Genomic DNA, 23155 nt, shown 5'->3' with positions numbered 1-23155 from the left:
CGCTGCAAGATGGATGTTCGCGCGCGACATCATCTCTATGTCATATTCATGCCGAACGTGCCGCGCAGCCGTCGCCGCGGTCGGACGGCTTGAGCTGTTCACCTCACGCGGCATCGGGCGGGATGACGCCTTTCTTGAAGATGAAGCAGCCATAGAAGCGCAGCTCCCCGGTCTGGATCACGCAATAGGATTTCTTCGCAAGCTCATAGAAGGCGAAGCGCTCGACCGAGCCCATTGGGCAGGATCGCCCCTCCGCCGCGTCGATTTCCGCCTGCACCTCGCGTTGCACAGGCGGGATCTCGTTGGGCTGGCCGACGATTTCCATGCGCGAGGCCGGTCTGTCGACAAAGCTGTCGAGTGGCAGCACCGACAGGATCGCGCGCGCGGCGCGGGCAGCGGTGACATTGTCGATGCGAATGAGCTTGCCCAGCACGGTCTGGCGCGCCACGGCATCGGCCGGAAAATTGGTATCGCAGAGCACGAGGTCGTCGCCGTGCCCCATGGACCTCAGCGCGTAAAGAACATCGGCATTCAGAAGCGGGTCGATCGATTTCAGCATGCAACGCCTCCCGGGACGCGGATCAGTTTCTTAGGCTGACGACTATCCAACGTCACGGCGCCGCCGTCCATATCGACGTCAAAGTCCGCAGTCCGGTTCAATTCGGCTTGAACCGGCCTCGGTTGGTTCGCTTAAGGCCCGCCGGTCAGAGCAGCCCGTTTTTCTTCAGGATCTCCGGAGCATTCTCCTTGGTGATCAGCATGGTCGGCAACGTGATGACCGGTTGCAGCTTCTCGCCCTTGAGCAGCTTGACCGCCTGCCGCAGACCCTCGGCACCGGGCGTCGCATAGAGGAACGTCGCCGTGAGCTGACCCTTGGAGACCCAGGTGACGCCTTCGTCAGGCAGCCCGTCGATGCCTATGATGAACTTGATGTCCTTGTCGCGGCCGGCGTCCTTCGCGGCGAGATAGGCGCCATAGGCCATCGGATCGTTGTGGCCATAGACCAGGTCGATCTTTTCGTTATTGCGCAGGGCGGTCGTCATGATGTTGTAGGCCTTGTCCTGCTTCCAGTCGCCCGACTGGTTGTTGAGCAGGTACTTGATGCCCGGCTCCTTGTCGGTGTGGGCATGGAAGCCGTCGTGCCGGTCATGCGCCGGCTGGGTGCCCATGCCGCCCCAGATTTCGACGACGTTGCCAGCCGCCTTGCCGGGACCGCCGAGCAGCTTGACCGCATGCTCGCCGGCCGCCTTGCCGATCGCGACATTATCGCCGCCGATGAACTGGGTGATGCGCTTGGTGTCGACGTTGCGGTCGAGCACGATCACCGGAATCTTGGCGTCGATCGCCTTCTCGACGACGCCGGTCAGTCCCGCCGACTCCTTGGGCGAGATCAGGAGCACGTTGACCTGCTGCACGATGAGGTTTTCGCAGTCGGCGACCTGCTTCTCGGTCTTGTCCTGGCCGTCGGTGATGACGAGGTCGACGTCCGGCTGGTTCTTCGCTTCGGCCTGGATGTCCTTGTTGAACTGCACGCGCCACGGCTCGAGCGTGGTGCACTGGCTGAAGCCGACCTTCCACTTGCCTGCGGCCTTGGCCGGGCTCCAGCCGGCCGGCAGATACACGGTCATGGCCGCGCCGGCCACGGTGGTCGACAGTTTCAAGAAATCACGACGCTTCATCGAGGTCCTCCCTTTGTTTTGATTGCGCCTTGGCGGCGTTTGGCAGCCGGTAGGCTTCGGCTGTTTTCGGATCGGCGTTGGCTTCCCGCGACCGGTTGAACCGCCATCGCGAGATGAGCTGACCGAGATTCTGCTCCTGCACCAGCACGGTGCAGACGATGATCAGGCCCTTCATCAGGAGCTGGACGTTGGAGTCGATGTTCTGAAGCTGAAGAATGTCCGACAGCAGCCCGAAGATCAGGACGCCGACGAAGGTGCCGGCGAGGCCGCCGCGCCCGCCCATCAGGCTGGTGCCACCGATCACCACCGCCGCGATCGCATCGAGCTCGAGGCCGGCGCCGGCATCGGGCTTGCCTTGCCGATATTGTGCGACGAACAGCACGCCGGCGATCCCCGCCAAAAGTCCGGACAGAAGATAAGCCGTGAGCTGGACCTGGGCGACCTTGATGCCCGAGAGCTTGGCAGCCTCGACGTTGCCGCCGATCGCATAAGCATAGCGGCCGAACGTCGTGAAACGCAGGATCGCGCCGAACAGGACGATCGCCGCCAGGAAGAAGACGCTCGGCACCGGCAGCACGCCCCAGAGCATGGAGCGCAGCAGCTCGAAGGCCTCGGTGGCATTGGTGCCGGTATAGACCGGCACAACGGCGTTGTCCGACCCGGCCGTCAACCGCGCGATGCCCAGTGCGCTGACCATCATCGCGAGCGTCACGATGAAGGGCTGCATCCGGCCGGTGACGATCAGGAGCCCGTTGATGGCCCCGAGCAGAAGCGCGAGGCAGGGCGCTACCAGAAGCACGCCGAGCACGCCGAACTTGACCGGCACCTGGCTCGCCGTCCACCACCCAATTGCAATGGCGACTATGAAGCCGAGCAGCGCGGGAATGCCGACGCTGCGCCAGCGCGACAGCGCGATGTCACGGCGCCGCCCGGCGCCGACATCGCGGCCGCGCGCAAGCCCTGCGAAGATGAAGCGTGCGGCCAGCGCCGCGGCCACACCACAGACCAGCACCGCCGCCGGCACGCCCAGCGCCGAGGCAGCCGTCCAGCCGGGCTTGGTGAGCAGCATCGCGCAGATCACGGTCGAGAAGCCCATGACGGAGCCGACCGACAGGTCGATGCCGCCAAGCAGGATGACCATGGTCATGCCGGTCGCGACCAGCCCCGTGATCGAGACCTGACGAAGCACGTCGGTCAGGTTGCCGTAGGACAGGAAGATGTTGTTGCCGGACGAAGTGTGCGGTGAGGTGAGGGCGCCGATCAGGCAGATCAGCAGCAATCCCCAATAGAGTTTGGTTTGCGAGAGGAGTCTAAGTGCCTTCATCATGCTTCTTCCTGCGACCACGTCGCCATGCCGGGTGCGGCAAGACGCATCACCGCCTCCTGCGTTGCGCTCTCGCGCGTCAAGAGGCCGGTCTGCCGTCCCTCGCACATCACGAGAATCCGATCGGACAGCAGCAGGAGCTCCGGCATTTCCGACGTCACCACGATGATGCCGAGACCCTTTGCGGCGAGATCGAAGATCAGGCGATAGATCTCCTGCTTGGCGCCGATGTCGATGCCGCGGGTCGGCTCGTCGAGCAGGAGAATGCGCGGCTTGGTGGCAAGCCACTTGCCGATCACGACCTTCTGCTGGTTGCCGCCCGACAGCGCTGCGGCCGCTTGTCCGATGCCGGTGCAGCGGACCGAGAGCCGACCGACCATCTCGCGGGCCAATGCACGCTCGCGCGCGAAAGCGCGCAGGCCGAATTGCGAGAGCGCCCCGATGGACGGCAGCGCGATGTTGTCGCAGATCGAGGCGGCGAGATGCAGGCCGCGCTCCTTGCGGTCTTCGCTGACGAGCGCGAGGCCAAGGCGATAGGCATCGGCCGGCGCGTTGATGTCGGCTATCTCACCGTCGATCGCAATGGTGCCGCCGCGCCAGCCACGGGCGACGCCGAAGATCGATTCCAGGATCTCGGTCCGCCCGGAGCCGAGCAGGCCGCCGATACCCAAAATCTCTCCGCGCCTGAGCTCGAAGCTGACGCCGTGCAGCATCCGGCGCCATCCGTGCGGACTGAGCGTGTCGAGCGTCAGGTCTTTAACGGACAGGATGACCGTGCCATCCGCCGCTGCCGCACCGCGGTCGCTTGCGGCCATGTCGCGGCCGACCATCGCCGCGATGATCGCGCCGCGTGACAATTCGCCGATCGGCGCCGTAACCACCCGTCTGCCGTCGCGCAGCACGGTGACGCGGTCGGCGAGTTCGAGCACCTCCTCGATGCGGTGCGAGGTGTAGACGATCGCGACGCCTTCGGCTGCGAGCTGTCGCACGATCTTGAACAGCGTTTCGCATTCCGACGACGACAGCGCCGAGGTGGGCTCGTCCATGATGAGGATACGGGCATCGAGCGACAGCGCCTTGGCAATTTCCACCAGCTGCTGCTCGCCGACGCGCAAGTCGGCAACGCGACTCTCCGCGTCGAGCCTCACGCCCAGCCGCGCCAGCAGGCGCCCGGCCGCCTTGACCATGCGGCGACGATCGATCAGCAGGCCCGCGATCAGCGGCTCGCGACCAAGAAAGATGTTGTCGGCCACGCTCAGCTCGGGAACGAGATTGAGCTCCTGGTGGATGATCGCGACGCCGGCTTCCTCGGCGGCGCGCACGCCGGCGAACAACACCGCCTGGCCTTCGACCTGAATGACACCGTCATAGCTCGTGTGCACGCCGGCGAGGATCTTCATCAAGGTGCTCTTGCCGGCGCCGTTCTCGCCCATCAGTGCGTGCACTTCGCCGGGGCATAGATCGAAGTCGACGTTGTGGAGAGCCTTTACGCCGGCGAAGGATTTTGAGACCTGTTCGGCGGAGAGAGCGACGTGACCGCTCGGCGCACTTGCACGGGCGCCAAGCTCGATCACGCGGGAGGACGCGCGTGATTCATCCTGCGCTCCGAGAGCACCGACGCGTGCTTCCATTGCTGCTCCTCCCAGCCCCGGCTCTTCAGTCTCTGACGGACATCGAGCCGCAGGGTGATGCTTGTTATTTTGCTGATATGCTAGTTATATCAGATGCGCTTCGTCAAGCCTTCGTCCGCGCAATTGGACTTCGCCAACCGAAAAAGTGAAAATCAGCCGGGGGATTCACAGGATGCATTCAATCGGCGGGTTCAGGGGCGGAACCGTTGCAGCGCGAGGGCGCAGGGCAGGCGGGTCGAAAGTCGACCAGGCCTATCTCGCACTGAAACGAGCCATCGTGTCGGGACAGCTCGCGCCGGAAACGCCGATCGACAAGACCGAGTGGTGCGCCACCTTCGAGGTGTCGCGGCTCTCGATCACCACCGCAATCAACCGGCTCGCCTTTGAAGGTCTCGTCGTGGTCGAGCCGCAGCGCGGCTCCTATGTCGCGCGGATTCACCTCGAGGATGTGCGGCAATGGATGCTGATGCGACGCGCGTTGGAGGTGGAAGTCGTCGGGGTCTGTGCCGCCGACATGTCGGGCGAGGCGATCGCGGTGCTTGGTCAGAATCTCGCCTATCAAAAAGCCGCCATCGCCAGTGGAGATCTTGAAGGCTTCCATGAGCTCGATACCAGGTTTCACCGCCAGATGACGGAAACCCTCAACCTTGCGCGCGTCGGCGAGGTGCTTGATCCGATCCGCACTCATCTCGAGCGGGTGCGGCGGACCCTGTTGCCCGAACCTGGGCGGCCCGAGGGCACGTTCCGCGAGCACGAAGCCATCTATCACGCGATTGCCACCCGTAAGCCGGACCAGGCCAGGCGCGTAATGGCAGATCATCTTGACCGCGTCTCGCGCGAGTTGCAGTCCTTTGTCGCCAAGCACCCCGGCTTCTTCGACGAGTAGAGGCCTTCATCGGCCGTCATCGCTTCAGGCGAAAGCATCATGTATCTCGGCATCGATCTCGGCACCTCCGCGGTCAAGACCGTCCTCGTCGACGACACCCAGCACGTGATCGCGAGCGCGAGCAGGTCGCTTGCGACTGCCTCGCCACGTCCCGGTTTTTCCGAGCAGGATCCGCGGCAATGGATCGAGGCGGCATTTACAACCCTGGACGAGCTGAAAGCGGATCATCCGCGCGAGCTGGCCGGGGTCGAGGGCATCGGACTGTCCGGCCAGATGCACGGCGCGACGCTGCTGGACGCTGAGCTCAAGCCGCTCCACCCCTGCATTCTCTGGAATGATGGCCGCTCTGCGGCCGAGTGCCGCCTGCTCGAAGAGCGCTGGCCGGCCTTGCGCACCACGACCGGCAACAAGGCGATGCCCGGCTTCACTGCGCCGAAGCTTTTGTGGATCGCGGCGCACGAGCCCGAGATCTTTGCCGCGACCAAACTCGTGCTGCTACCGAAGGCCTATTTGCGGCTGATCCTGACGGGCGAGGCGATCGAGGATGTCTCAGACGCCTCGGGATCGCTATGGCTCGACGTCGCGCGGCGCGACTGGTCGGATGAGGGCCTTGCCGCGACCGGTCTGACGCGCGCGCACATGCCGCGGCTGGTCGAAGGCTGTGCGCCGTCGGCGCGGCTGACGCGCGAACTCGGCGAGCGCTGGGGCATGGTGAAACGGCCGATGATTGCAGGTGGCGCCGGCGACAACCCGGCCGGTGCCGTCGGCATCGGAGCGATCCGCCCGGGAACCGCGTTCATCTCGCTGGGGACATCAGGCGCGCTGTTGACGCCCACGGACAGGATTGCCGCGAACCCGGATCGCGTCGTGCACACCTTCGCACATGCGATCCCGGCAATGTGGATTCAAGCCGGCGCGATCCTGTCGGCCGCGTCCTGCCTCGCCTGGTTCGCGCGGCTGCTTGGCGCCCCGGAAGCCGAATTGCTGGCGCCGCTCGGTGCGCGCCCGCAAGCGCCTTCGCCTGTCAGCTTCCTGCCTTATCTTGCCGGTGAGCGGACGCCGCATGACGACCCGAATGTGCGCGGCATGCTCGATGGTCTGAGCCACGGCACCGATCGCAAGGCGATCGTGCAGGCCGTGCTCGAAGGCGTCGCGTTTGCGCTGGCCGATTGCCGCGACGCACTCGCGGCCGCCGGCCTTGCCGTCGCGGAGGCCGATGCGATCGGCGGCGGGTCGCGGTCCACCTTCTGGCTCGCGGTGCTGGCGAACGTGCTGAACATGCCGATCCACCGCTTTGCAGCAGGCGAGACCGGCGCCGCGTTCGGTGCGGCGAGATTGGGGCGCCTTGCTGTCACCGGCGAGGCGGTCGCGGCCGTCTGTACGCCGCCGCAGCGCGTCGAGACTTTTGAACCCGAGCGGGCGCTCGCCCATGCCTACGCCGAACGCCTGCCCGCATGGCGCGAACTGTACCGGCCGCGCCATTAGCGTCGTGCGTTCCGCATGTGCAGCTCTTCGATATTGTCGGTTCGGTATTGCCCTGCGCCGCCGCCTTTTGTTTAATGGTCGAACCGCGCTGACAACGAAAGAGACGCGGGTGGGAAACGCATTGTGCGCCGGGAGGCACGATGAACGATCCGATCCTCGAGATGCGCGGGGTCTCCAAATCCTTCTTCGGCATCAAGGCGCTGCGCGCCGTTGACCTCACCGTCTATGCCGGCGAGGTCCACGCGCTGATGGGCGAGAACGGCGCCGGCAAGTCGACCCTGATGAAAATTTTATCGGGTGCCTACCGGCCCGATCCCGGCGGCGAAATCCGCATCGAGGGCAAGCCGGTACGGATCGAAGGTCCGCTCGGCGGCCGCGCCGCCGGCATCTCGATCATCTATCAGGAACTGTCTTTAGCCCCCAACTTGAGCGTCGCGGAGAATATTTATCTCGGCCGCGAGGTCTCGCGTTCGGGATTCCTCGCGCGCGGCGACATGCGCGTCGGTGTCGGCCCGATCCTGGAGCGGCTGGGCGCCGACTTCACTCCGTCGACGCTGGTGGCACATCTTTCCATGGGCCAGCGCCAGCTGGTCGAGATCGCCCGTGCGCTGCACGCGCGTTCCAAAATCCTGATCATGGATGAGCCGACCACCGCGCTGTCGGCTGGCGAGAGCGAGCGGCTGTTCGCACTGGTCCGGCAACTGCGCGCCGAAGGGCTTGCCATCATCTATATCTCGCATCGTATGGACGAGGTTTACGCGCTCGGCGATCGCGTCACGGTGCTGCGTGATGGACGCCTGGTCGGCTCGCTCGACAAGTCCGACATCCGCGCCGACAGCATCGTCCGCATGATGGTCGGGCGCGACGTCTCGTCGTTCTACAAGAAGGACCACGATCCCGAGGCTGGAAAGGGGCATCCGGTGCTCACCGCAACCGATATGTCCGACGGGCAGCGCGTAAAGGGCTGCTCGCTGACCGTGCATGCGGGCGAGGTCGTGGGACTGGCCGGCCTGATCGGCGCAGGCCGCACCGAACTTGCACATCTGATCATCGGCGCCGCGCCGAAGATTTCCGGCCGTGTCGAGCTCGAAGGCCGCCCAATCGACATCCGCACGCCCGGCGAGGCGCTCGAGGTCGGCATCGCCTATCTCACCGAGGACCGCAAGGCGCTCGGCCTGTTCCTGGACATGTCGTGCCAGGATAACATCAACCTTGCCGTGCTTGGGCGCGATGCGAAGCTCGGCTGGTTCCTCGATCGCGACAAGGCGCGTGAGCGCGCCGACAGGGCTTTCGCAGGGTTAAGCATCCGTGCCGCCAACGCCGGCGTCCCCGCAGGCGGACTGTCCGGCGGTAACCAGCAGAAGGTGCTGCTCTCGCGGCTGCTTGCAATCGGACCGAAAGTCCTGATCCTTGACGAGCCGACGCGCGGCGTCGACGTCGGGGCCAAGTCCGAAATCTATTCGATCATCGACAATCTCGCCAAGGCTGGCACGGCGATCCTCATCATCTCGTCCGATCTGCCCGAGATTATCGGCATCTGCGACCGCGTCATCGTGATGCGCCTGGGGCACGTCGAGGGCGAGATCAGGCGAACCGCGACACAGCAGCTGACCGAGGAGGATATCATGGCACTTGCCACGGGGATGGAGCACCTCGATGCCTGATCAGGGATCTTCACCAGCAAAGGCGGCCACGGCAAACGGGCTTGCCGCTGCCCAGGAGATGAAACGCCAGCGGGTCAGGCTCCTGATCCAGGCGGCCGGCATGCTGCCGGTGCTGCTGCTCCTGTGCGCCGGCTTTCATTACCTGTCGGACGGCCGTTTCTTCACCGGCCAGAATCTCGGCATCGTTCTGCAGCAGGCTGCTGTCAACACCGTGCTCGCGGCGGGCATGACCTTCGTCATCCTCACCGGCGGCATCGACCTGTCGGTCGGCTCGATCCTGGCGGCGTCCGCGATGGCCGGATTGACGCTGTCAAAGCTGCCCGAGCTCGGGGCGCTGTGGCTGCCGGCTGCCGTCCTCACCGGCCTCGGTTTCGGTGTCGTCAATGGCGCGCTGATCGCGCTGCTGCGGCTGCCGCCCTTCATCGTCACGCTCGGCTCGCTCACCGCCGTGCGCGGCCTGGCGCGCCTGCTCGGCGCCGACACCACCGTGTTCAACCCTTCCATTCCCTATGCCTTCATCGGCAACGGCTCGCTCACCCTCATTCCCGGCGTGATCTCGATTCCCTGGCTGTCGGTGATCGCGCTGCTCGTGATCCTCGTTTCCTGGCTGGTGCTGCGCCGGACCGTGCTCGGCGTGCACATCTACGCAGTCGGCGGCAATGAAAGCGCAGCGCGGCTCGCCGGCATCAAGGTCTGGGCGGTGCTGATCTTCGTCTATGGCGTGTCAGGACTGTTTGCAGGCCTCGGCGGCGCGATGCAGGCGGCGCGACTCTACGCGGCAAACGGATTGCAGCTCGGACAAAGCTACGAGCTCGATGCGATCACCGCTGTGATCCTCGGCGGCACGTCCTTCGTCGGCGGTATTGGCTCGATCTGGGGAACACTGGTCGGCGCGCTGATCATCGCTGTGCTGTCGAACGGCCTGATCCTGGTCGGCGTATCCGACATCTGGCAATACGTCATCAAGGGGCTGGTGATCATCGGCGCGGTCGCGCTCGATCGTTACCGCCTGCAAGGCTCGGCGCGCACCTGACGATCGGTGCGCGAAGGTACAGCCACTCGCGCTGTGGCACTCCGTTGCGGCAACTGGTCAGCCGCGCGGGACATCAAGTCAGACCAGGGAGGAAGCCAATGTTGAAGACGATCTCGCTTACCAGCGCCGCCGTGGCGCTTGCCCTGAGCTCCGCGCCGCTGCAGGCGAAGGAGCTCAAATCCATCGGCGTCTCGCTCGGTTCACTCGGCAACCCGTTCTTCGTCGCACTGTCGAAGGGCGCCGAGTTCGAGGCCAAGAAAACCAATCCCAACGTGAAGGTCACGACCGTCGGCTTCGAATACGATCTCGGCAAGCAGGTGACCCAGATCGACAACTTCATCGCCGCCGGCGTCGACCTGATCCTCCTGAATCCCGGCGATCCCAAGGCTATCGGCCCTGCGATCAAGAAGGCGCAGGCCGCGGGCATCATCGTCGTCGCGGTCGACACCGCCGCCGAGGGCGCCGATGCCACGGTGACCACGAACAACGTCCAGGCCGGCGAGATCTCCTGCCAGTACATCGTCGACAAGCTCGGCGGCAAAGGCGAGGTGATCATCGAGAACGGCCCGCAGGTCTCCGCGGTGATCGATCGCGTGAACGGCTGCAAGAGCGTGTTCGGCAAGAACCCCGGTATCAAGGTCCTGTCCAGCGACCAGGACGGCAAGGGCTCGCGCGAAGGTGGCCTCACGGTGGCGCAGGGCTACCTGACCCGCTTCCCGAAGATCGATGCCATCTTCGCCATCAACGATCCGCAGGCGATCGGCACTGATCTGGCCGCGCGCCAGCAGAGCCGCTCCGGCATCGTCATCACCGCCGTCGACGGCGCCCCCGACATCGAGGCCGCGCTGAAAGACCCGCAGTCGCCGCAGATTCAGGCCTCGGCCTCGCAGGATCCGTTCTTCATGGCGCGCCGCGCCGTGCAGGTCGGCGTCGGCATCCTGGGCGGGCAGAAGCCCGCCTCGACCGTCGAGCTGCTGCCGTCGAAGCTCGTGACGCGCGACAACGTCGCCGACTACAAGGGCTGGACGTCGGATCGCACACAGTAGCGGTGGCGGCCGCCACCTGAGCATGATCCGGAAGATCATGCTCAACAACAACCAATGTCTCCAGCGCCGCCTCTTGCAGGCGGCGCTGGAACGCTGCATGACGGTCGGCGTTTGTGATCGACGGCCTTGCGCCGCTCGGTGAACTTTTCTGGATGCGCCGCCCATGACTCAAACTGAGACTCAAACTGATCGTTCGCCTCACTTCGCATCCCGCCTCGTCGGGAGATACGCGCTCGTGACCGGAGCGTCGCAAGGCATCGGGCGCGCGATCGCCGTCCGTTTCGCGCAGGAAGGGGCAACCGTCGCCATCAACTATCTGGAGCACCGTGCGGATGCGGAGAACACGCTTGCGCAGGCGCAGGCGGCCTCGCGCGAGCGCGGCCATGGCGAGCGGGATCATGTCGTCGTTCAGGCCAATGTCGCCGTCGAGGCGGACATCGCGCGGATGTTCGACACGCTGCTGTCGCGCTGGCCGCGGCTCGATTGCCTCGTCAACAATGCCGGCTTCCAGAAGGAATCGCCGAGCGAAGCACTCGATATCGAGGCCTATCGGCGCATCATCGACGTCAATCTCAACGGCGCGGTGCTCTGCGCGCAGAAGGCGCTGGCGCATTTCCTCGCGCGCGGCGGCGGTGGCACCATCGTCAATTGCTCGAGCGTGCACCAGATTGTACCGAAGCCGGGCTATCTCGCTTATTCGATCAGCAAGGGCGGCATGGCGAACCTGACGCGCACGCTGGCGCTCGAATTCGCCGGCCGCGGCATTCGCGTCAACGCGGTAGGGCCGGGCGCGATCGACACGCCGATCAACGCGGCCTGGACCGGCGACGCAAAAAAGCGCGCCGCGGTAGAGGATCACATTCCGCTCGGGCGTGTCGGAACGGTCGAAGAGATCGCCGCGGTGTTCGCCTTTCTCGCCTCCGACGAGTCGAGCTATATCACCGGCCAGACCATCTACGCCTGCGGCGGCATCACGCTGTTCGGCGAATTCCGCGACAACTGGGCGAGCTAGAGCTTCCGACGTCTGCTACACTCCGCCTCAATGCGAAACGCGCGCGCGCACGTGACAAGCGGCAAACGGGAGGGGGAACATGTCAGCGACCATGGGCTCCGATGAGCAAGGAAGGGGCTATTTTCCACGCTGGAAGCTGAAGACCTCGGGCGTCATCCTGCCCGAGGAGCGGCTGCCGTGGGGCCAGACCATCATTGCCAGCCTCCAGCATGGCGTCGCGATGTCGGGGGCAACCATCATCGCGCCGCTGCTGATGGGGTTCGATCCCAATCTCGCGCTGTTCTTTTCCGGCGTCGGCACGCTGATCTTCTTTACGGTCGTTGCCGGACGCGTGCCGAGCTATCTCGGCTCCAGCTTCGCCTTCATCGCCGTCGTCATTGCGGCGACCGGCTATTCCGGGCAGGGGCCGAATCCCAATATCGAGGTCGCGCTCGGCGGCATCGTCGGCGCCGGCGTGCTCTACGGCATCATCGCGCTGATCGTGATGTGGGCCGGCGTCGGCTGGGTCGAGCGGTTGATGCCGCCGGTCGTCACCGGTGCCGTCGTTGCCGCGATCGGCCTCAATCTCGCGCCGGTGGCCGTGAAGGCCGTGAGCGCGAGCGCATTCGACACCTGGGTCGGACTGTTGACCGTTCTGATCATCGGCCTGACCGCGGTGGCGGCTCCGGGATTGTGGCGCCGGCTGCCGATCATCGTCGGCGCCATCGGCGGCTATCTCCTTTATCTCCTGCTCGCCAATGGCTTCGGTCTGGGCAAGCCGATCGATTTCACCCAGCTTTCGGCCGCGCCATGGATCGGGCTGCCAAAATTCACCACGCCGACCTTCCATGCCGACGCGATCTTCCTGATCGCGCCGGTCGCGATCATTCTTGTTGCCGAGAATCTCGGCCACATCAAAGCCATCGGCGTGATGACTGGGCGAAGTCTGGACGGCTATCTCGGCCGCGCGTTCCTCGGCGACAGCCTTGCAACGATCGTCTCGGCCTGCGGCGGCGGCACCGGCGTCACCACCTATGCGGAGAACATCGGCGTCATGGCGGCGACGAAGGTCTATTCGACGCTGCTGTTCGCGGTGACATCCGTGGTGTCGATCCTGCTCGGCTTCTCGCCCAAATTCGGTGCGCTGATCCTGTCGATCCCGGGTCCCGTGATCGGCGGCCTGTCGATCGTGCTGTTCGGCCTGATCGCGGCGATGGCCGGGCGAATTTGGGTCGAGAACAAGGTCGACTTCTCCAGCCCGCGCAACCTGATCACGGTCGCGGTTGCGCTCACAGCCGGCGCCGGCGATCTCACACTGAAGTTCGGCGCTTTCACGATCGGCGGCATCGGCACCGCGACGTTCGGCGCGATCATCCTCTATCAGATTTTGGCCACGAAGGAAGCGGGTAACTGATCAGCGGAAGCCGAGATGCGCCGATTCCATCAGGCCGTCGGCAGCTCGAGCGCGATCACGCCGTCGCCGCCGTCTGCGGCCCTGACGCTATCGCGCGCCACCGATTCGATGGCGGGCCACCGCTCGCGGAACAGCGCCGATGCGTCGTGGAAGTTCGGGGCGTCGACCCTGACACAGCAGGCCCGCCGTTTGCCGCCATCCGCTATCTGAAATGAGAAGGTGAAGCCGACCCGCTCCGCATCGCCGTCGATCGCCCGCAGTTTTTGCATCAGTGTCCCCTGATGTTGCATTCACCGGCGCACCTTGCGTTTTCGATTTGGAAATTCCTGCGGCGCGATTGTGGCGCCGATCAAATAGGTTTGCAGTGTTGCAAACATCTGACACTTGTCGTGAGGTGGCGCCGCCAGGCCTTGTTCCCAATGACTACGATTGAGGCAGCCGGCCGAACGCATGAGCTCGAAGACGGACATGGGAGCGAGACTCCATATCATCGCAAGCGTGACGCTTGCCGTTGCAACCGCCTTGAGTGGGGCAGTGAATGTCGGCTCATCGGCGCGCGCCCAGCCGGCGGCGCTTACCGCGAAGCAATCCACGGCGCTCGAGGCCTACAATCGGGCCTTGAGTGACTTCAAGGCGATCCTCAGCCAACGACGCCGCCAGATCGACGCGCACGAGCCGCTTCCGAACCTGCCGGGGCAAGCCCTCTACCTTGCGCGCGTCGATGTCATGAGCACCTACAAGGATCTCACGGATGCGCTTCCGTCGCGGCTCGGACGACCCAACAAGTACGAGGTTCCGCCGGCCTATTTCGACGCCGACATCGAACCGCTGATCGACGAGTACCGCGCGCTCTTCGACGTCATGGAGGCGCCGCCTCCGAACGCGCAGGCCTCAGTGACTCCGTTCAAGGACGTCGTCGATCTCGGCACCGCGATCGCACGCGCAAAGGGGTTGGATGCGAAGGGCGCGGATGCGGCTGGCCGCATCAGCCTGGGGCTGTTCTTTGCGGAAACCAACGGCAAGCAGAATGTCGGAAACGGGCGTTCCAACACCTATATCGGCAGCTTTCAGACCGGCCCGTCCGAAGACCGCAATGGCCGCAAGCGATGGCAAGCGATCAAGCCGTCCATCGCCGCCCTCGATCCGAAGCTGATCGCGCGTGACGACAGGGAGGAGGCCCGTATCGGCAGCCTCGACCATCGGCTCAACCACTGGACCGCAGTGCGTGACGGCCTCATGAACGCGCACGCCGATCTGTTCGCGCAGATCCCCGATATCGCCAGGACGCTGCCGGACCCGATCGACCAGATGAAATTCTTCGAACTGATCCAGATCATCCCGACCGCGACGCGAGCCGCGCTGAAGTCGGGTAATTTACTTCAGAGCAGGGTCTCCGACCCGACCGTGATGAAATATCTGCGCAACAACAGCATCTTTGCTTACGGACGCACCGACCGGGCAAGAACGTCGGCGAGTTTCCGCGAAATCCTCGACGCAATGTGGCTGTTCAATCAGAAATTCACGCGGGCGCAGGCTGAGTTTGAACGCGTGCGGACGCGGTGAGGGCATTCACCTCATCGCATCCGCCAGCTTGCTCCATTCGCCTGCACCGATGCGAACGATCAGCTTCGATCCGCCGGCGCCATCGGGCTTGAACACCGAAGCCTCGCCCTCGCGCACGTCGAACCAGTCCTTGCCGAAGGCGTCCATGAGGTTCGGCTTATGCGAGATGATGACGAGATTGCCGCCCGCGGGCGGCGGCGTGGCCGCGAGCTTGCGCAGCGCCTGGGCGCGGCGGTTGTTCTCATCGGGCGACACCACGAGACCGCCCTCGGTGACGTCTGCGGATGCCGTGACAGTGCCGAAGCCAAGCAGCGTGCCGGTGTCGACCGCGCGCTGGAACGTGCTGGTGATGACCGTGCTGACGGGAATGCCGAGCCTGTGCATCGCAGCTCCGACCGCCGTGGCCTGCCCACGCCCTTCCTCGGTGAGCTGCCGCTGGGCCGCGACGTTTTTCATGTTGAGCGGATCGGTGTCGGCCTGGTTCGCATAGGTCGGACCGTGGCGGAATACGATGACGTAGCCGCCCTGACGGACCCCCTCCAGCCATTCGGGCTGCGCTGCCGTCACCGGATTGGCGGCGAGACCAAGCCACAAGATGAGCCACGCAAGGGCAATACGGATGCCAAGCATGATGTCGCCTCCCATCGGCCGGTCGCACGCCTGGCGCGGCTCGGCCATGCCGCACCCGACATAGCGCAAATGCGCGACGCAGGCTTTGCCGTCTTCATGAGGTTTTCGTGACGGGCGCTTTGCGTCTCATGGAGGAGGCGCCGGGGAAGGCCGGGCTGTACCCGCTGATGCGAGCCTTAAATCAGGTCAGTTACCCTGACCATCTTTTGGCGTTGCAGTTTCAGCCATTTCTCGTCTAGAAACGCCTCACCGAGCCTCCCGGCAACGAACCGTCAACGGTTTTGGCCGAGGATTTTGTGGCTCAAAGGGTCTGGCAATGCTGATTCGCGGCCAAAACGACGGGATTTCGGGGGAGGCGGCTCTGGCCGTCTGCACCGCCGCGTCCCGGCCCGCGATCCTGCCCACCCTCCTTCTTGGCGAGCTCCTTCTTATCTGCCCCTGAGGGCCGGCTGGGCGACTGCGCCTGGGCACTCAGGGGTTGTACGAGATCACCGGACACCTCAAGCGCTCGAGCCAACCGAAGGGCGCACCAGCTTAAAGGAAATTTCAAAATGGCCCCCGTGAACAAGTCCGAGAAGGACCGCGTCATCATTTTCGACACCACCCTGCGCGACGGCGAGCAGTGCCCAGGCGCGACCATGACGTTCGAGGAGAAGCTCGAGGTTGCCGAACTGCTCGACGATATGGGCGTCGACGTGATCGAAGCCGGCTTCCCCATCACCTCCGAAGGCGACTTCCAGGCGGTCAGCGAGATCGCCCGCCGCTCCAAGAATTCGGTGATCGCCGGCCTGTCGCGCGCGCATCCGGCTGACATCGACCGTTGCGCCGAGGCGGTCAAGTTCGCCAAGCGCGGCCGCGTCCACACCGTGATCGCGACCTCGCCGCTGCACATGCGGGTGAAGTTGAACAAGACCCCGGAGCAGGTGATCGAGACCTCGGTTGCCATGGTCGCGCGTGCCCGCAATCTGATCGACGACGTCGAATGGTCGGCTGAGGACGGCACCCGCAGCGAGATGGACTTTCTCTGCCGCATCGTCGAGGCCGTCATCAAGGCTGGCGCAACCACGGTGAACATCCCCGACACCGTCGGCTACACTACGCCCGACGAGTACACTCACTTCATGAAGACGCTCATCGAGCGCGTGCCGAACTCGGACAAGGCGGTGTTCTCTGTGCATTGCCATAACGACCTCGGCATGGCCGTTGCGAATTCGCTGGCCGGCATCGTCGGCGGCGCGCGCCAGGTCGAGTGCACGATCAATGGCATCGGAGAGCGGGCGGGCAATGCCGCGCTCGAAGAGATCGTGATGGCGATCAACGTGCGCAACGACAAATTCCCGTACTGGAACAAGATCGACACCACGCAGCTCACCCGCGCTTCAAAGGTGGTGTCTGCGGCGACCTCGTTCCCGGTGCAGTACAACAAGGCGATCGTCGGCCGGAACGCCTTCGCGCATGAGAGCGGCATCCACCAGGACGGCGTGCTGAAGGACGCCTCGACCTACGAGATCATGCGGCCGGAGATGGTCGGCCTGAAGCAGTCCTCGCTGGTGCTGGGCAAGCATTCCGGCCGCCACGCCTTCGTGCACAAGCTGGAGGAGATGGGCTACAAGCTCGGCCCGAACCAGCTGGAGGATGCATTCGCGCGGATGAAGGCGCTGGCCGACCGCAAGAAGGACATCTACGACGAGGACATCGAGGCGCTGGTCGACGAGGAAATGGCGGCCTCGCACGACCGCATCAAGCTGACCTCGTTGACCGTGATCGCCGGCACGCATGGTCCGCAGCGTGCGACCATGAAGCTCGATGTCGACGGCCAGACCAGGATTGAGGAAGCCGAGGGCAACGGTCCGGTCGATGCCGTCTTCAACTGCATCAAGGCGCTGGTGCCGCACGAGGCCAAGCTCGAGCTGTACCAGGTCCACGCGGTCACCGAAGGCACCGACGCGCAGGCCGAGGTGTCGGTCCGTCTGTCCCATGACGGCCGTTCGATGACGGCGCGCGCGGCTGATCCGGACACGCTGGTGGCCTCCGCCAAGGCCTATCTCGGCGCGCTCAACAAGATCGTCATGAAGCGCCAGCGCGATACGGTGACGACGGCGGCGGCGAGCTGACAAGCGAAGCTTGTCATTCCGGGTTCGATGCTCCGGGCCGCGCTCGCGCGGTCCCGTCGCATCGCCCTGGAATGGCCGTGATAAGAGATAGCAGCCCTGCTAACGACCAATGGCAGCGCGGCGCGCCGGCCTGTATTGATGCAGCCGGCTCGAGGAAGGCCGCCCGCGCGCCGGGCGGCCCAAACAATAACAAGGGAGAGATCATGCGCACCTTCGCGATCGCGGCATCCGTCGCGGCTTTGGTTCTGGGGCTTGGCGGTCCGGCAGCAGCCGACCCAATCGTCATCAAGTTCAGCCACGTGGTTGCGACCGATACGCCGAAGGGCAAGGCGGCCGAGAAGTTCAAGGAGCTTGCCGAGAAGTACACCGGCGGCAAAGTCAAGGTCGAGGTCTATCCGAACTCGACGCTCTACAAGGACAAGGAAGAGCTCGAGGCGCTCCAGCTCGGCAGCGTGCAGATGCTGGCGCCGTCCAACTCCAAGTTCGGTCCGCTCGGCATCCGCGAGTTCGAGGTGTTCGATCTGCCTTACATCCTTCCCGACCTGAAGACGCTGCGGAAGGTGACGGAGGGACCGCTAGGGGCAAAGCTGCTCAAGCTGCTGGACTCCAAGGGCATCACCGGCCTTGCCTATTGGGACAATGGCTTCAAGCAGATGAGCGCCAACAAGAAGCTCATCACTCCGGCCGACTATCAGGGTGTGAAATTCCGTATCCAGTCCTCGCGCGTGCTCCAGGCGCAGTTCAAGGCGCTGGGGTCGCTGCCGCAGGTGATGGCGTTCTCCGAGGTCTATCAGGCGCTCCAGACCGGCGTCGTCGACGGGCAGGAGAACACCTGGTCCAACATCTACACCCAGAAAATGCACGAGGTGCAGAAGTACATCACCCAGACCAATCACGGCTACATCGGCTACGTCGTGATCGTGAACAAGAAGTTCTGGGACGATCTGCCGGCCGACATCCGAGACCAGCTTGCGAAGGCCATGAAGGAAGCGACCGACTTCAACAACGCGCAGTCGCAGAAGGAGAACGACGACGCGCTCGCCGAGATCAAGAAGAGTGGCAAGAGCGAGATCATCTCGCTGACGTCCGAGCAGGACGAGGCAATGCGCAAGGCGATGGAGCCGGTCTACAAGGATGCCGCGAGCCGCGTCGGCCAGCCGTTGATCGACGAATTCCAGAAGGAAGCGAAGAGCGCGACGAACTGAGATTGCTGGCGATCGCAGAAGGGCTTCCGTGTGGACTGCGGAAGCCCTTCATTCGTTTTAGCGGTCATTGTTGCGAATGATTTCAAACTGCGACAACGGAGACGACGGAAGAGGTGTTTGGATGTGTCTCCGGATTACATCTTGGTAAGACTGGCGTCTCTATCGAAGTTGTAAGTTGAACACGGTGCAAATGGCGCCCATCTTCGGGGAACCTTGGAAGAGGAGGTTCGTATGAGAAAGTTCGCCATCGCCGCTATCGCCGCGCTCAGCATCGCCGGCTCCGGCGCCGTCTACGCGCAATATCACCGCTTCTCCGATCACATGCGCCACATGCGCATGAATCCGGAAGACCGCGCCGCCTTGGTCGACGCGCGGATCGCGGCCGTGCATGCCGGGTTGAAGCTGAATGCCGACCAGGAGAAGCTGTGGCCGCCGGTCGAGGCCGCTGTGCGCGATTTTGCCAAGCTGCGGATCGATCGCGCCAATGCGCGGATGAATGCTGGCCCCGGCGATGCCGACAAGCCGGATGATCCGGTCGCCCGCCTGCGCCAGCGCGCTGACGACATGGGCGCCACGTCCGCGGCGCTGAAGAAGATCGCCGATGCCGCCGATCCCCTCTACAAGACCCTGGATGAGGGCCAGAAGCGGCGCCTGGCCGTCCTGACCCGTCACCAGGGCCCGTTCGGCGGTGAGGAGGGCTGGCGCCACCGCTTCATGGAGCACCGCATGGACCGCATGATGGACCGCGGCATGGACCACTTCCACGGCGGCGACCGGGATGGCGGGCCGGACCGGGACGGCGGGCGCCTGTAAGGCCCGCAATTCTCCGGGCATAGCGAGCGAAGCCGCTGGAATCCGGCGGCTTTTCTCTTTTTGGGACCCGGCCATGAAGACTTGGAAAACCTCGTCCACATCGCTTGCCTTCCCCGGATCGCTTTGCTAAACGACCGGCCTCGCAAGGCGTTAGCCGCCTTTCGGGCGCATAGCTCAGTTGGTAGAGCAGCTGACTCTTAATCAGCGGGTCCCAGGTTCGAGCCCTGGTGCGCCCACCATATAAATCAAGATCTTAGCGAGAGAAACCGTTTGAGAGAGCCGAACTAAAACGGTTTTTCAAACGGCGTTTTTGTGACCCGACCTAAGGCTCTGCTCTCTACAATGTGATCGGGCTAGAAGCACACGGGCGGCCGCGAGGTCGAGGTGAGGCTTCTTCCCTCGTCCAACTCGCTTTTCGACGATCGTCCAACAGATCAGATTTCGGCCCTCTCAAGGCTGAAACAGGGGTTCGATTCCCTAGGGAGCGCCAGCAAACTCAGGCCCTTAGGTAGCCACCAGCCGCGTTCGTTGAATAATGGTTGAATAAGACGCTGATGAACAGCGGCGAACGCTTGCGGAATTTGCTCCCGATATTGGCAGACCAGCCTCGGCGCGACGCCTCACTGTGGCTGGCGCATTCGCAAAAAAATTACCTCGTCGCCCGTGGTGTCCGGAAATATTCAAACCGCCGCTGTCGTGCGCTGCCGTACGCGAGCGCCCTCCGACGTTCGCATTGACGTTGCTCGTCGCACAATCAACTCTTGTCCTGTCGAGCTTTGTGCGAATAGGAGGGCAGCACGTGAGATACGATCGACGAGAGAAAACTGGCGGACAACCTTCACAAGTCAGTCTATCCGATCCGAAAGCCGCAGAGCCGAGCACGATGCCATTCGCCCAACGGCTCACCTGCACAATTGACGATGCATGCGAAGTGACCGGCTTGGGACGCACAAAGCTTTACGAGTTGATAGCAGCTCGGAGTATCGCCACGACAACGATCGGACGTCGGCGACTAGTAGTGGTGCGCTCACTTCTGGCCCTCCTCGACACCAACATGTCGAACTAATGGACGTGCGACTTATGGAGCAACCCACCTTGAACGCGCTTTTTCTCACGCGCTCATTTTGGTGACACGACAGGCTCCCTCAGCCGGTCGAACTCGTCCGCCCACCCTGCATCATTTGACGCAACCGGCTGCTGGAATTCTCTTGAAGCCGTGACTTTCCTGGCCGGCGTCAAATTAAGAGGCTAAGAATCTGAAATCATTTGATTATGTTGGATCGTGTCTGCCTGGATAGCAACAGCGGTACCAACACAGACGTTCCTTTCGGGGGTTCGAATCCCTCCCTCTCCGCCACGTAGTCCGGATGCCTGTCGTCAGTGGCTCCAGCGACGCAATTCTCGCCAAAAATGCCGCATATTTCGCGGATGGTTTGCTTTCGAAGATTCTTCAGCAGCCAGGAGAGGGGCGGTGCCAGGCCGAACAGAGCCTAGATTCTCCAAGGCTCCTTTTGGCAGTGGCTTTGCAAGCCGTACCCTAGGTTCGAATCCTTCTCTCTCCGCCAGCCAGCCGAAGTTATTTCGTACTTCACCGCGGAGACAGCCCGAAAACTCGGCCGTTTCCCCACGTTTTGCCCGCCAGAGAGACTGCGCCGCTGATCAATTAGGAGCCCGACAGGCCCGGAGAACCGAATTTTCTCCCAAATTTTAGTACCCAGCGAATCGGTCTGGAGCTATTTGAGCCCTTGGATCGATTCGGCCCGTTACGTGGCCAGCGCAGGCACTAAGCAGTCTGCGTCCCCGCAAGGTCTAATTCCGCGATAAACGCTGCTGGTTGTAAGGTCGCCCAAGCTCGCTAGAGTATGAGGCGGGCGCGGGGGGTACTTAGTGTCATTTGCCGAACGGCTGATTTCTGAGCCACAAAGAGAAAAGTCCGGCGAAACCGGCTACGAGCGTTTCGACTATCAGGCCCTCTGGGGCCTAGCGCTGATCTTTGCGCATCATGGATCGTCCGACGACTATGCCATCGCCTTTGAGTTCCATGATGACATTGTACTGCTAGACAGCGAGCAGTCGCCGTCGCGCGCTCGCTTTTATCAGGTCAAGACCAAAGACAAGGGCACTGGACGCTTACCGATCTCTACCGGCGCAAAGCAAAGAAGGACGACGCCGCTGGCGGAAAGCTTCCTTCATGGGGAAGCTTTTTTCCAACTATGTCATGTTTCCTGGTGAGACCGTGCAACTGAATTTCGTCTCCAATGTGCCGTGCGCATTTCTGCCGTCTGCATCGGGTGCGTGCCAGCTCGTCACCTGCGACGCCAATACTCTCAAAAAATTCATGGGCAAGCTGGCGCAGGAACACCCCGGAGTCAGCAAGGCGGCGGTGAGCCTCATGCATTACGTTCAAGCAGATTTGAGCCTGCACGACAGTTCGGCGCACATAAAAGGAAAGCTCAACGAGTTCATCCTGCAACAGATCGGCTCGGTCGAATTCAATCCCGACACTCTTTATAAGACAATCGTCGAAGAATGTAGGACACGCTCCAAGTACACGGGGACAATCTCCAGCTTTTCCGACCTGATCCAAAAAAAATCGATCACGCGGTCGCAGGTGGAGGGGTGGCTCGATCTTGTTCGCACGCGACAGGCGCTGCCTGAATGGTCCATTATCAGTCAGCAGTTGAGCCTTGGCGCGATTGAGCTGGCCAATTTAACTCGCGAGTGGCAGCGGTACCGCGCTGTCGCCTTGGATGCTGGCAACGAGGCGATCAATGTCCTCAGAGACAAGATCCGATCCGAGCTGGAAAAACGTGCTGATGGTTCTCACGCTTTGGACGAGTTAGTGGACGAAATCTATCTTGAGGTCAAAGACCTCGCGCAGGCTAACATATCACCGTTCAGCAATGCTCGATTGAAGGTCATGATACTTTACGAGGTTTTCAGCCATGAAACGACAGGAGAAGTTCAAACGATTGATCCGCAGCCTTCGGAAGCGCAATCATGAAAAGCTTGAAATTACAAAGGTTGCTCATCTCCTCCGATTTAGAGAAGGCGGCGAGGATCGTTCAGTTCAACGAACGAAGGACCGTAATCTTCGGCGAGAATGACACAGGGAAGTCTTGCCTGATCAAATCGATCTATGCCGCCTTCGGTGCCGATGCCTACAAGACCAACGATAATTGGGACGCGCTAAAAACAAACCTCCTCGTTGAATTCACGGTGAATGACGTCCCTTAACCACGAGAGTGTCGAACTGCGCCAGAGCTATCTGCGCGTGGCCAAGCGCGCCGCCATCATGGTGGGGCGGTACACGCATGCCCACCAGTTCAAGCGTGCCCGACGAGAGCTCAAATTCCTGCGCACCCGGCTTGGCCGCATCATCCGTGACATCAGACGCAAGATCGAGGGCGACCCTGCGCTTGAGGATCGCTTTGGTCCGCTGCTCGATCTCGCCCACCGGGTTCGCCATCAAGAGCAGCGTCAGCGTGGTCCCAAGGTCTACTCGTTGCACGCCCCCGAGGTGGAGTGCATCGGCAAAGGCAAGGCCCGGGCACCTTACGAGTTTGGTTGCAAAGTCTCGATTGCCACGCCTGCCACCGTGCCCAAAGGCGGGCAGTTTGTGCTCCATGCCAAGGCCCTGCACGGCAATCCCTATGACGGCCACACGCTCGGTCCCG

At 63.1% G+C, this 23155-nt stretch carries 22 protein-coding genes, 1 tRNA gene and 1 pseudogene; 17 read left to right on the top strand and 7 right to left on the bottom strand.

Translation table 11 applies throughout. The features are described from left to right. Positions 1-103: 103 nt before the first annotated feature. The 4 genes from Q2941_RS31870 to Q2941_RS31855 form a co-directional block, all read right to left on the bottom strand. Complete coding sequence (locus Q2941_RS31870) at positions 104-559, bottom strand: RbsD/FucU family protein (protein ID WP_458194879.1); 456 nt, start codon at positions 557-559, stop codon at positions 104-106. 145 nt (positions 560-704) lie between these two features. Continuing rightward, positions 705-1679: a substrate-binding domain-containing protein gene (locus Q2941_RS31865; RefSeq protein WP_027524522.1), complete on the bottom strand. Its 975-nt coding sequence runs from the start codon at positions 1677-1679 to the stop codon at positions 705-707. After that, positions 1666-3003: an ABC transporter permease gene (locus Q2941_RS31860; protein ID WP_027524523.1), complete on the bottom strand. Its 1338-nt coding sequence runs from the start codon at positions 3001-3003 to the stop codon at positions 1666-1668. Before Q2941_RS31860 ends, Q2941_RS31865 begins: the two co-directional genes overlap by 14 nt. Then, positions 3003-4634, bottom strand: coding sequence for a sugar ABC transporter ATP-binding protein (locus Q2941_RS31855; protein WP_458194878.1), 1632 nt, complete (start codon positions 4632-4634; stop codon positions 3003-3005). Before Q2941_RS31855 ends, Q2941_RS31860 begins: the two co-directional genes overlap by 1 nt. Before the next feature lie 172 nt (positions 4635-4806). Between Q2941_RS31855 and Q2941_RS31850 the strand changes: the two genes are divergently transcribed. The 7 genes from Q2941_RS31850 (at position 4807) to Q2941_RS31820 (ending at position 13153) form a co-directional block, all read left to right on the top strand. Further along, entirely contained in the window at positions 4807-5520 is a 714-nt protein-coding gene (locus Q2941_RS31850; RefSeq protein ID WP_051389844.1) for a GntR family transcriptional regulator, read from the top strand. Between the two features lie 39 nt (positions 5521-5559). After that, complete coding sequence (xylB, locus tag Q2941_RS31845) at positions 5560-7005, top strand: xylulokinase (RefSeq protein ID WP_254111318.1); 1446 nt, start codon at positions 5560-5562, stop codon at positions 7003-7005. 140 nt (positions 7006-7145) lie between these two features. After that, positions 7146-8669, top strand: coding sequence for a sugar ABC transporter ATP-binding protein (locus tag Q2941_RS31840; protein WP_458194877.1), 1524 nt, complete (start codon positions 7146-7148; stop codon positions 8667-8669). Then, on the top strand, positions 8662-9702 hold the full coding sequence (locus tag Q2941_RS31835) for an ABC transporter permease subunit (protein WP_458194876.1): 1041 nt from the start codon (positions 8662-8664) through the stop codon (positions 9700-9702). Before Q2941_RS31840 ends, Q2941_RS31835 begins: the two co-directional genes overlap by 8 nt. A gap of 98 nt (positions 9703-9800) precedes the next feature. After that, on the top strand, positions 9801-10748 hold the full coding sequence (locus Q2941_RS31830) for an ABC transporter substrate-binding protein (protein WP_027524528.1): 948 nt from the start codon (positions 9801-9803) through the stop codon (positions 10746-10748). Positions 10749-10911: 163 nt separating this feature from the next. Then, positions 10912-11760: an SDR family oxidoreductase gene (locus Q2941_RS31825; RefSeq protein ID WP_458194875.1), complete on the top strand. Its 849-nt coding sequence runs from the start codon at positions 10912-10914 to the stop codon at positions 11758-11760. A 79-nt stretch (positions 11761-11839) separates the two neighbouring features. Further along, positions 11840-13153, top strand: coding sequence for a solute carrier family 23 protein (locus Q2941_RS31820; RefSeq protein ID WP_458194874.1), 1314 nt, complete (start codon positions 11840-11842; stop codon positions 13151-13153). 29 nt (positions 13154-13182) lie between these two features. On the opposite strand, the gene Q2941_RS31815 is transcribed toward Q2941_RS31820, so the two are convergent. Both Q2941_RS31815 and Q2941_RS31810 read right to left on the bottom strand, forming a co-directional pair. After that, entirely contained in the window at positions 13183-13422 is a 240-nt protein-coding gene (locus tag Q2941_RS31815; protein WP_156944454.1) for a hypothetical protein, read from the bottom strand. A gap of 21 nt (positions 13423-13443) precedes the next feature. After that, the gene (locus Q2941_RS31810; RefSeq protein WP_254111319.1) at positions 13444-13623 is read right to left on the bottom strand and encodes a hypothetical protein; all 180 of its coding nucleotides are present in this window, start codon (positions 13621-13623) and stop codon (positions 13444-13446) included. Here Q2941_RS31810 and Q2941_RS31805 point away from each other — a divergent pair. Further along, entirely contained in the window at positions 13622-14716 is a 1095-nt protein-coding gene (locus Q2941_RS31805) for a hypothetical protein (RefSeq protein ID WP_458194873.1), read from the top strand. The two genes, Q2941_RS31810 and Q2941_RS31805, sit on opposite strands and share 2 nt — an antisense overlap. A gap of 6 nt (positions 14717-14722) precedes the next feature. Here Q2941_RS31805 and Q2941_RS31800 read toward each other — a convergent pair whose 3' ends face one another. Beyond that, on the bottom strand, positions 14723-15346 hold the full coding sequence (locus tag Q2941_RS31800; protein ID WP_027524533.1) for a histidine phosphatase family protein: 624 nt from the start codon (positions 15344-15346) through the stop codon (positions 14723-14725). A 551-nt stretch (positions 15347-15897) separates the two neighbouring features. On the opposite strand from Q2941_RS31800, the gene Q2941_RS31795 reads away from it, so the two are divergent. The 9 genes and pseudogenes from Q2941_RS31795 to Q2941_RS31755 form a co-directional block, all read left to right on the top strand. After that, the gene (locus tag Q2941_RS31795) at positions 15898-17460 is read left to right on the top strand and encodes a 2-isopropylmalate synthase (RefSeq protein ID WP_027524534.1); all 1563 of its coding nucleotides are present in this window, start codon (positions 15898-15900) and stop codon (positions 17458-17460) included. A 203-nt stretch (positions 17461-17663) separates the two neighbouring features. Further along, positions 17664-18665: a TRAP transporter substrate-binding protein gene (locus Q2941_RS31790; RefSeq protein WP_458194872.1), complete on the top strand. Its 1002-nt coding sequence runs from the start codon at positions 17664-17666 to the stop codon at positions 18663-18665. Positions 18666-18896: 231 nt separating this feature from the next. Further along, entirely contained in the window at positions 18897-19478 is a 582-nt protein-coding gene (locus Q2941_RS31785; RefSeq protein WP_027524536.1) for a Spy/CpxP family protein refolding chaperone, read from the top strand. A 163-nt stretch (positions 19479-19641) separates the two neighbouring features. After that, positions 19642-19717 (top strand) — tRNA-Lys (locus Q2941_RS31780). 644 nt (positions 19718-20361) lie between these two features. Continuing rightward, a complete protein-coding gene (locus tag Q2941_RS31775) occupies positions 20362-20544 on the top strand; it encodes a helix-turn-helix domain-containing protein (protein ID WP_458194889.1) in 183 nt (60 codons plus the stop codon). An 821-nt stretch (positions 20545-21365) separates the two neighbouring features. Next, positions 21366-21710, top strand: a complete 345-nt coding sequence (locus Q2941_RS31770) for a dsDNA nuclease domain-containing protein (RefSeq protein ID WP_458194871.1) — start codon at positions 21366-21368, stop codon at positions 21708-21710. Then, entirely contained in the window at positions 21670-22482 is an 813-nt protein-coding gene (locus Q2941_RS31765; RefSeq protein WP_458194870.1) for a dsDNA nuclease domain-containing protein, read from the top strand. The genes Q2941_RS31770 and Q2941_RS31765 overlap by 41 nt, the downstream gene beginning before the upstream one ends. After that, the gene (locus Q2941_RS31760) at positions 22479-22715 is read left to right on the top strand and encodes a hypothetical protein (protein WP_458194869.1); all 237 of its coding nucleotides are present in this window, start codon (positions 22479-22481) and stop codon (positions 22713-22715) included. The genes Q2941_RS31765 and Q2941_RS31760 overlap by 4 nt, the downstream gene beginning before the upstream one ends. A 10-nt stretch (positions 22716-22725) precedes the next feature. After that, positions 22726-23155, top strand: a pseudogene (locus Q2941_RS31755) (IS5/IS1182 family transposase); the annotation flags it as partial.

It is taken from the genome of Bradyrhizobium sp. UFLA05-153 (assembly GCF_054185185.1).
The sequence above is the reverse complement of the archived record's forward strand: the minus strand, read 5'-3'. Positions and strand labels throughout refer to the sequence as shown.

Coding starts and splice junctions, on each gene's coding strand:
- Q2941_RS31870 (WP_458194879.1), bottom strand. CDS start 559: ATGCTGAAATCGATCGACCCGCTTCTGAATGCCGATGTTCTTTACGCG.
- Q2941_RS31865 (WP_027524522.1), bottom strand. CDS start 1,679: ATGAAGCGTCGTGATTTCTTGAAACTGTCGACCACCGTGGCCGGCGCG.
- Q2941_RS31860 (WP_027524523.1), bottom strand. CDS start 3,003: ATGAAGGCACTTAGACTCCTCTCGCAAACCAAACTCTATTGGGGATTG.
- Q2941_RS31855 (WP_458194878.1), bottom strand. CDS start 4,634: ATGGAAGCACGCGTCGGTGCTCTCGGAGCGCAGGATGAATCACGCGCG.
- Q2941_RS31850 (WP_051389844.1), top strand. CDS start 4,807: ATGCATTCAATCGGCGGGTTCAGGGGCGGAACCGTTGCAGCGCGAGGG.
- xylB (WP_254111318.1), top strand. CDS start 5,560: ATGTATCTCGGCATCGATCTCGGCACCTCCGCGGTCAAGACCGTCCTC.
- Q2941_RS31840 (WP_458194877.1), top strand. CDS start 7,146: ATGAACGATCCGATCCTCGAGATGCGCGGGGTCTCCAAATCCTTCTTC.
- Q2941_RS31835 (WP_458194876.1), top strand. CDS start 8,662: ATGCCTGATCAGGGATCTTCACCAGCAAAGGCGGCCACGGCAAACGGG.
- Q2941_RS31830 (WP_027524528.1), top strand. CDS start 9,801: ATGTTGAAGACGATCTCGCTTACCAGCGCCGCCGTGGCGCTTGCCCTG.
- Q2941_RS31825 (WP_458194875.1), top strand. CDS start 10,912: ATGACTCAAACTGAGACTCAAACTGATCGTTCGCCTCACTTCGCATCC.
- Q2941_RS31820 (WP_458194874.1), top strand. CDS start 11,840: ATGTCAGCGACCATGGGCTCCGATGAGCAAGGAAGGGGCTATTTTCCA.
- Q2941_RS31815 (WP_156944454.1), bottom strand. CDS start 13,422: ATGCAAAAACTGCGGGCGATCGACGGCGATGCGGAGCGGGTCGGCTTC.
- Q2941_RS31805 (WP_458194873.1), top strand. CDS start 13,622: ATGGGAGCGAGACTCCATATCATCGCAAGCGTGACGCTTGCCGTTGCA.
- Q2941_RS31810 (WP_254111319.1), bottom strand. CDS start 13,623: ATGTCCGTCTTCGAGCTCATGCGTTCGGCCGGCTGCCTCAATCGTAGT.
- Q2941_RS31800 (WP_027524533.1), bottom strand. CDS start 15,346: ATGCTTGGCATCCGTATTGCCCTTGCGTGGCTCATCTTGTGGCTTGGT.
- Q2941_RS31795 (WP_027524534.1), top strand. CDS start 15,898: ATGGCCCCCGTGAACAAGTCCGAGAAGGACCGCGTCATCATTTTCGAC.
- Q2941_RS31790 (WP_458194872.1), top strand. CDS start 17,664: ATGCGCACCTTCGCGATCGCGGCATCCGTCGCGGCTTTGGTTCTGGGG.
- Q2941_RS31785 (WP_027524536.1), top strand. CDS start 18,897: ATGAGAAAGTTCGCCATCGCCGCTATCGCCGCGCTCAGCATCGCCGGC.
- Q2941_RS31775 (WP_458194889.1), top strand. CDS start 20,362: ATGCCATTCGCCCAACGGCTCACCTGCACAATTGACGATGCATGCGAA.
- Q2941_RS31765 (WP_458194870.1), top strand. CDS start 21,670: ATGGGGAAGCTTTTTTCCAACTATGTCATGTTTCCTGGTGAGACCGTG.
- Q2941_RS31760 (WP_458194869.1), top strand. CDS start 22,479: ATGAAAAGCTTGAAATTACAAAGGTTGCTCATCTCCTCCGATTTAGAG.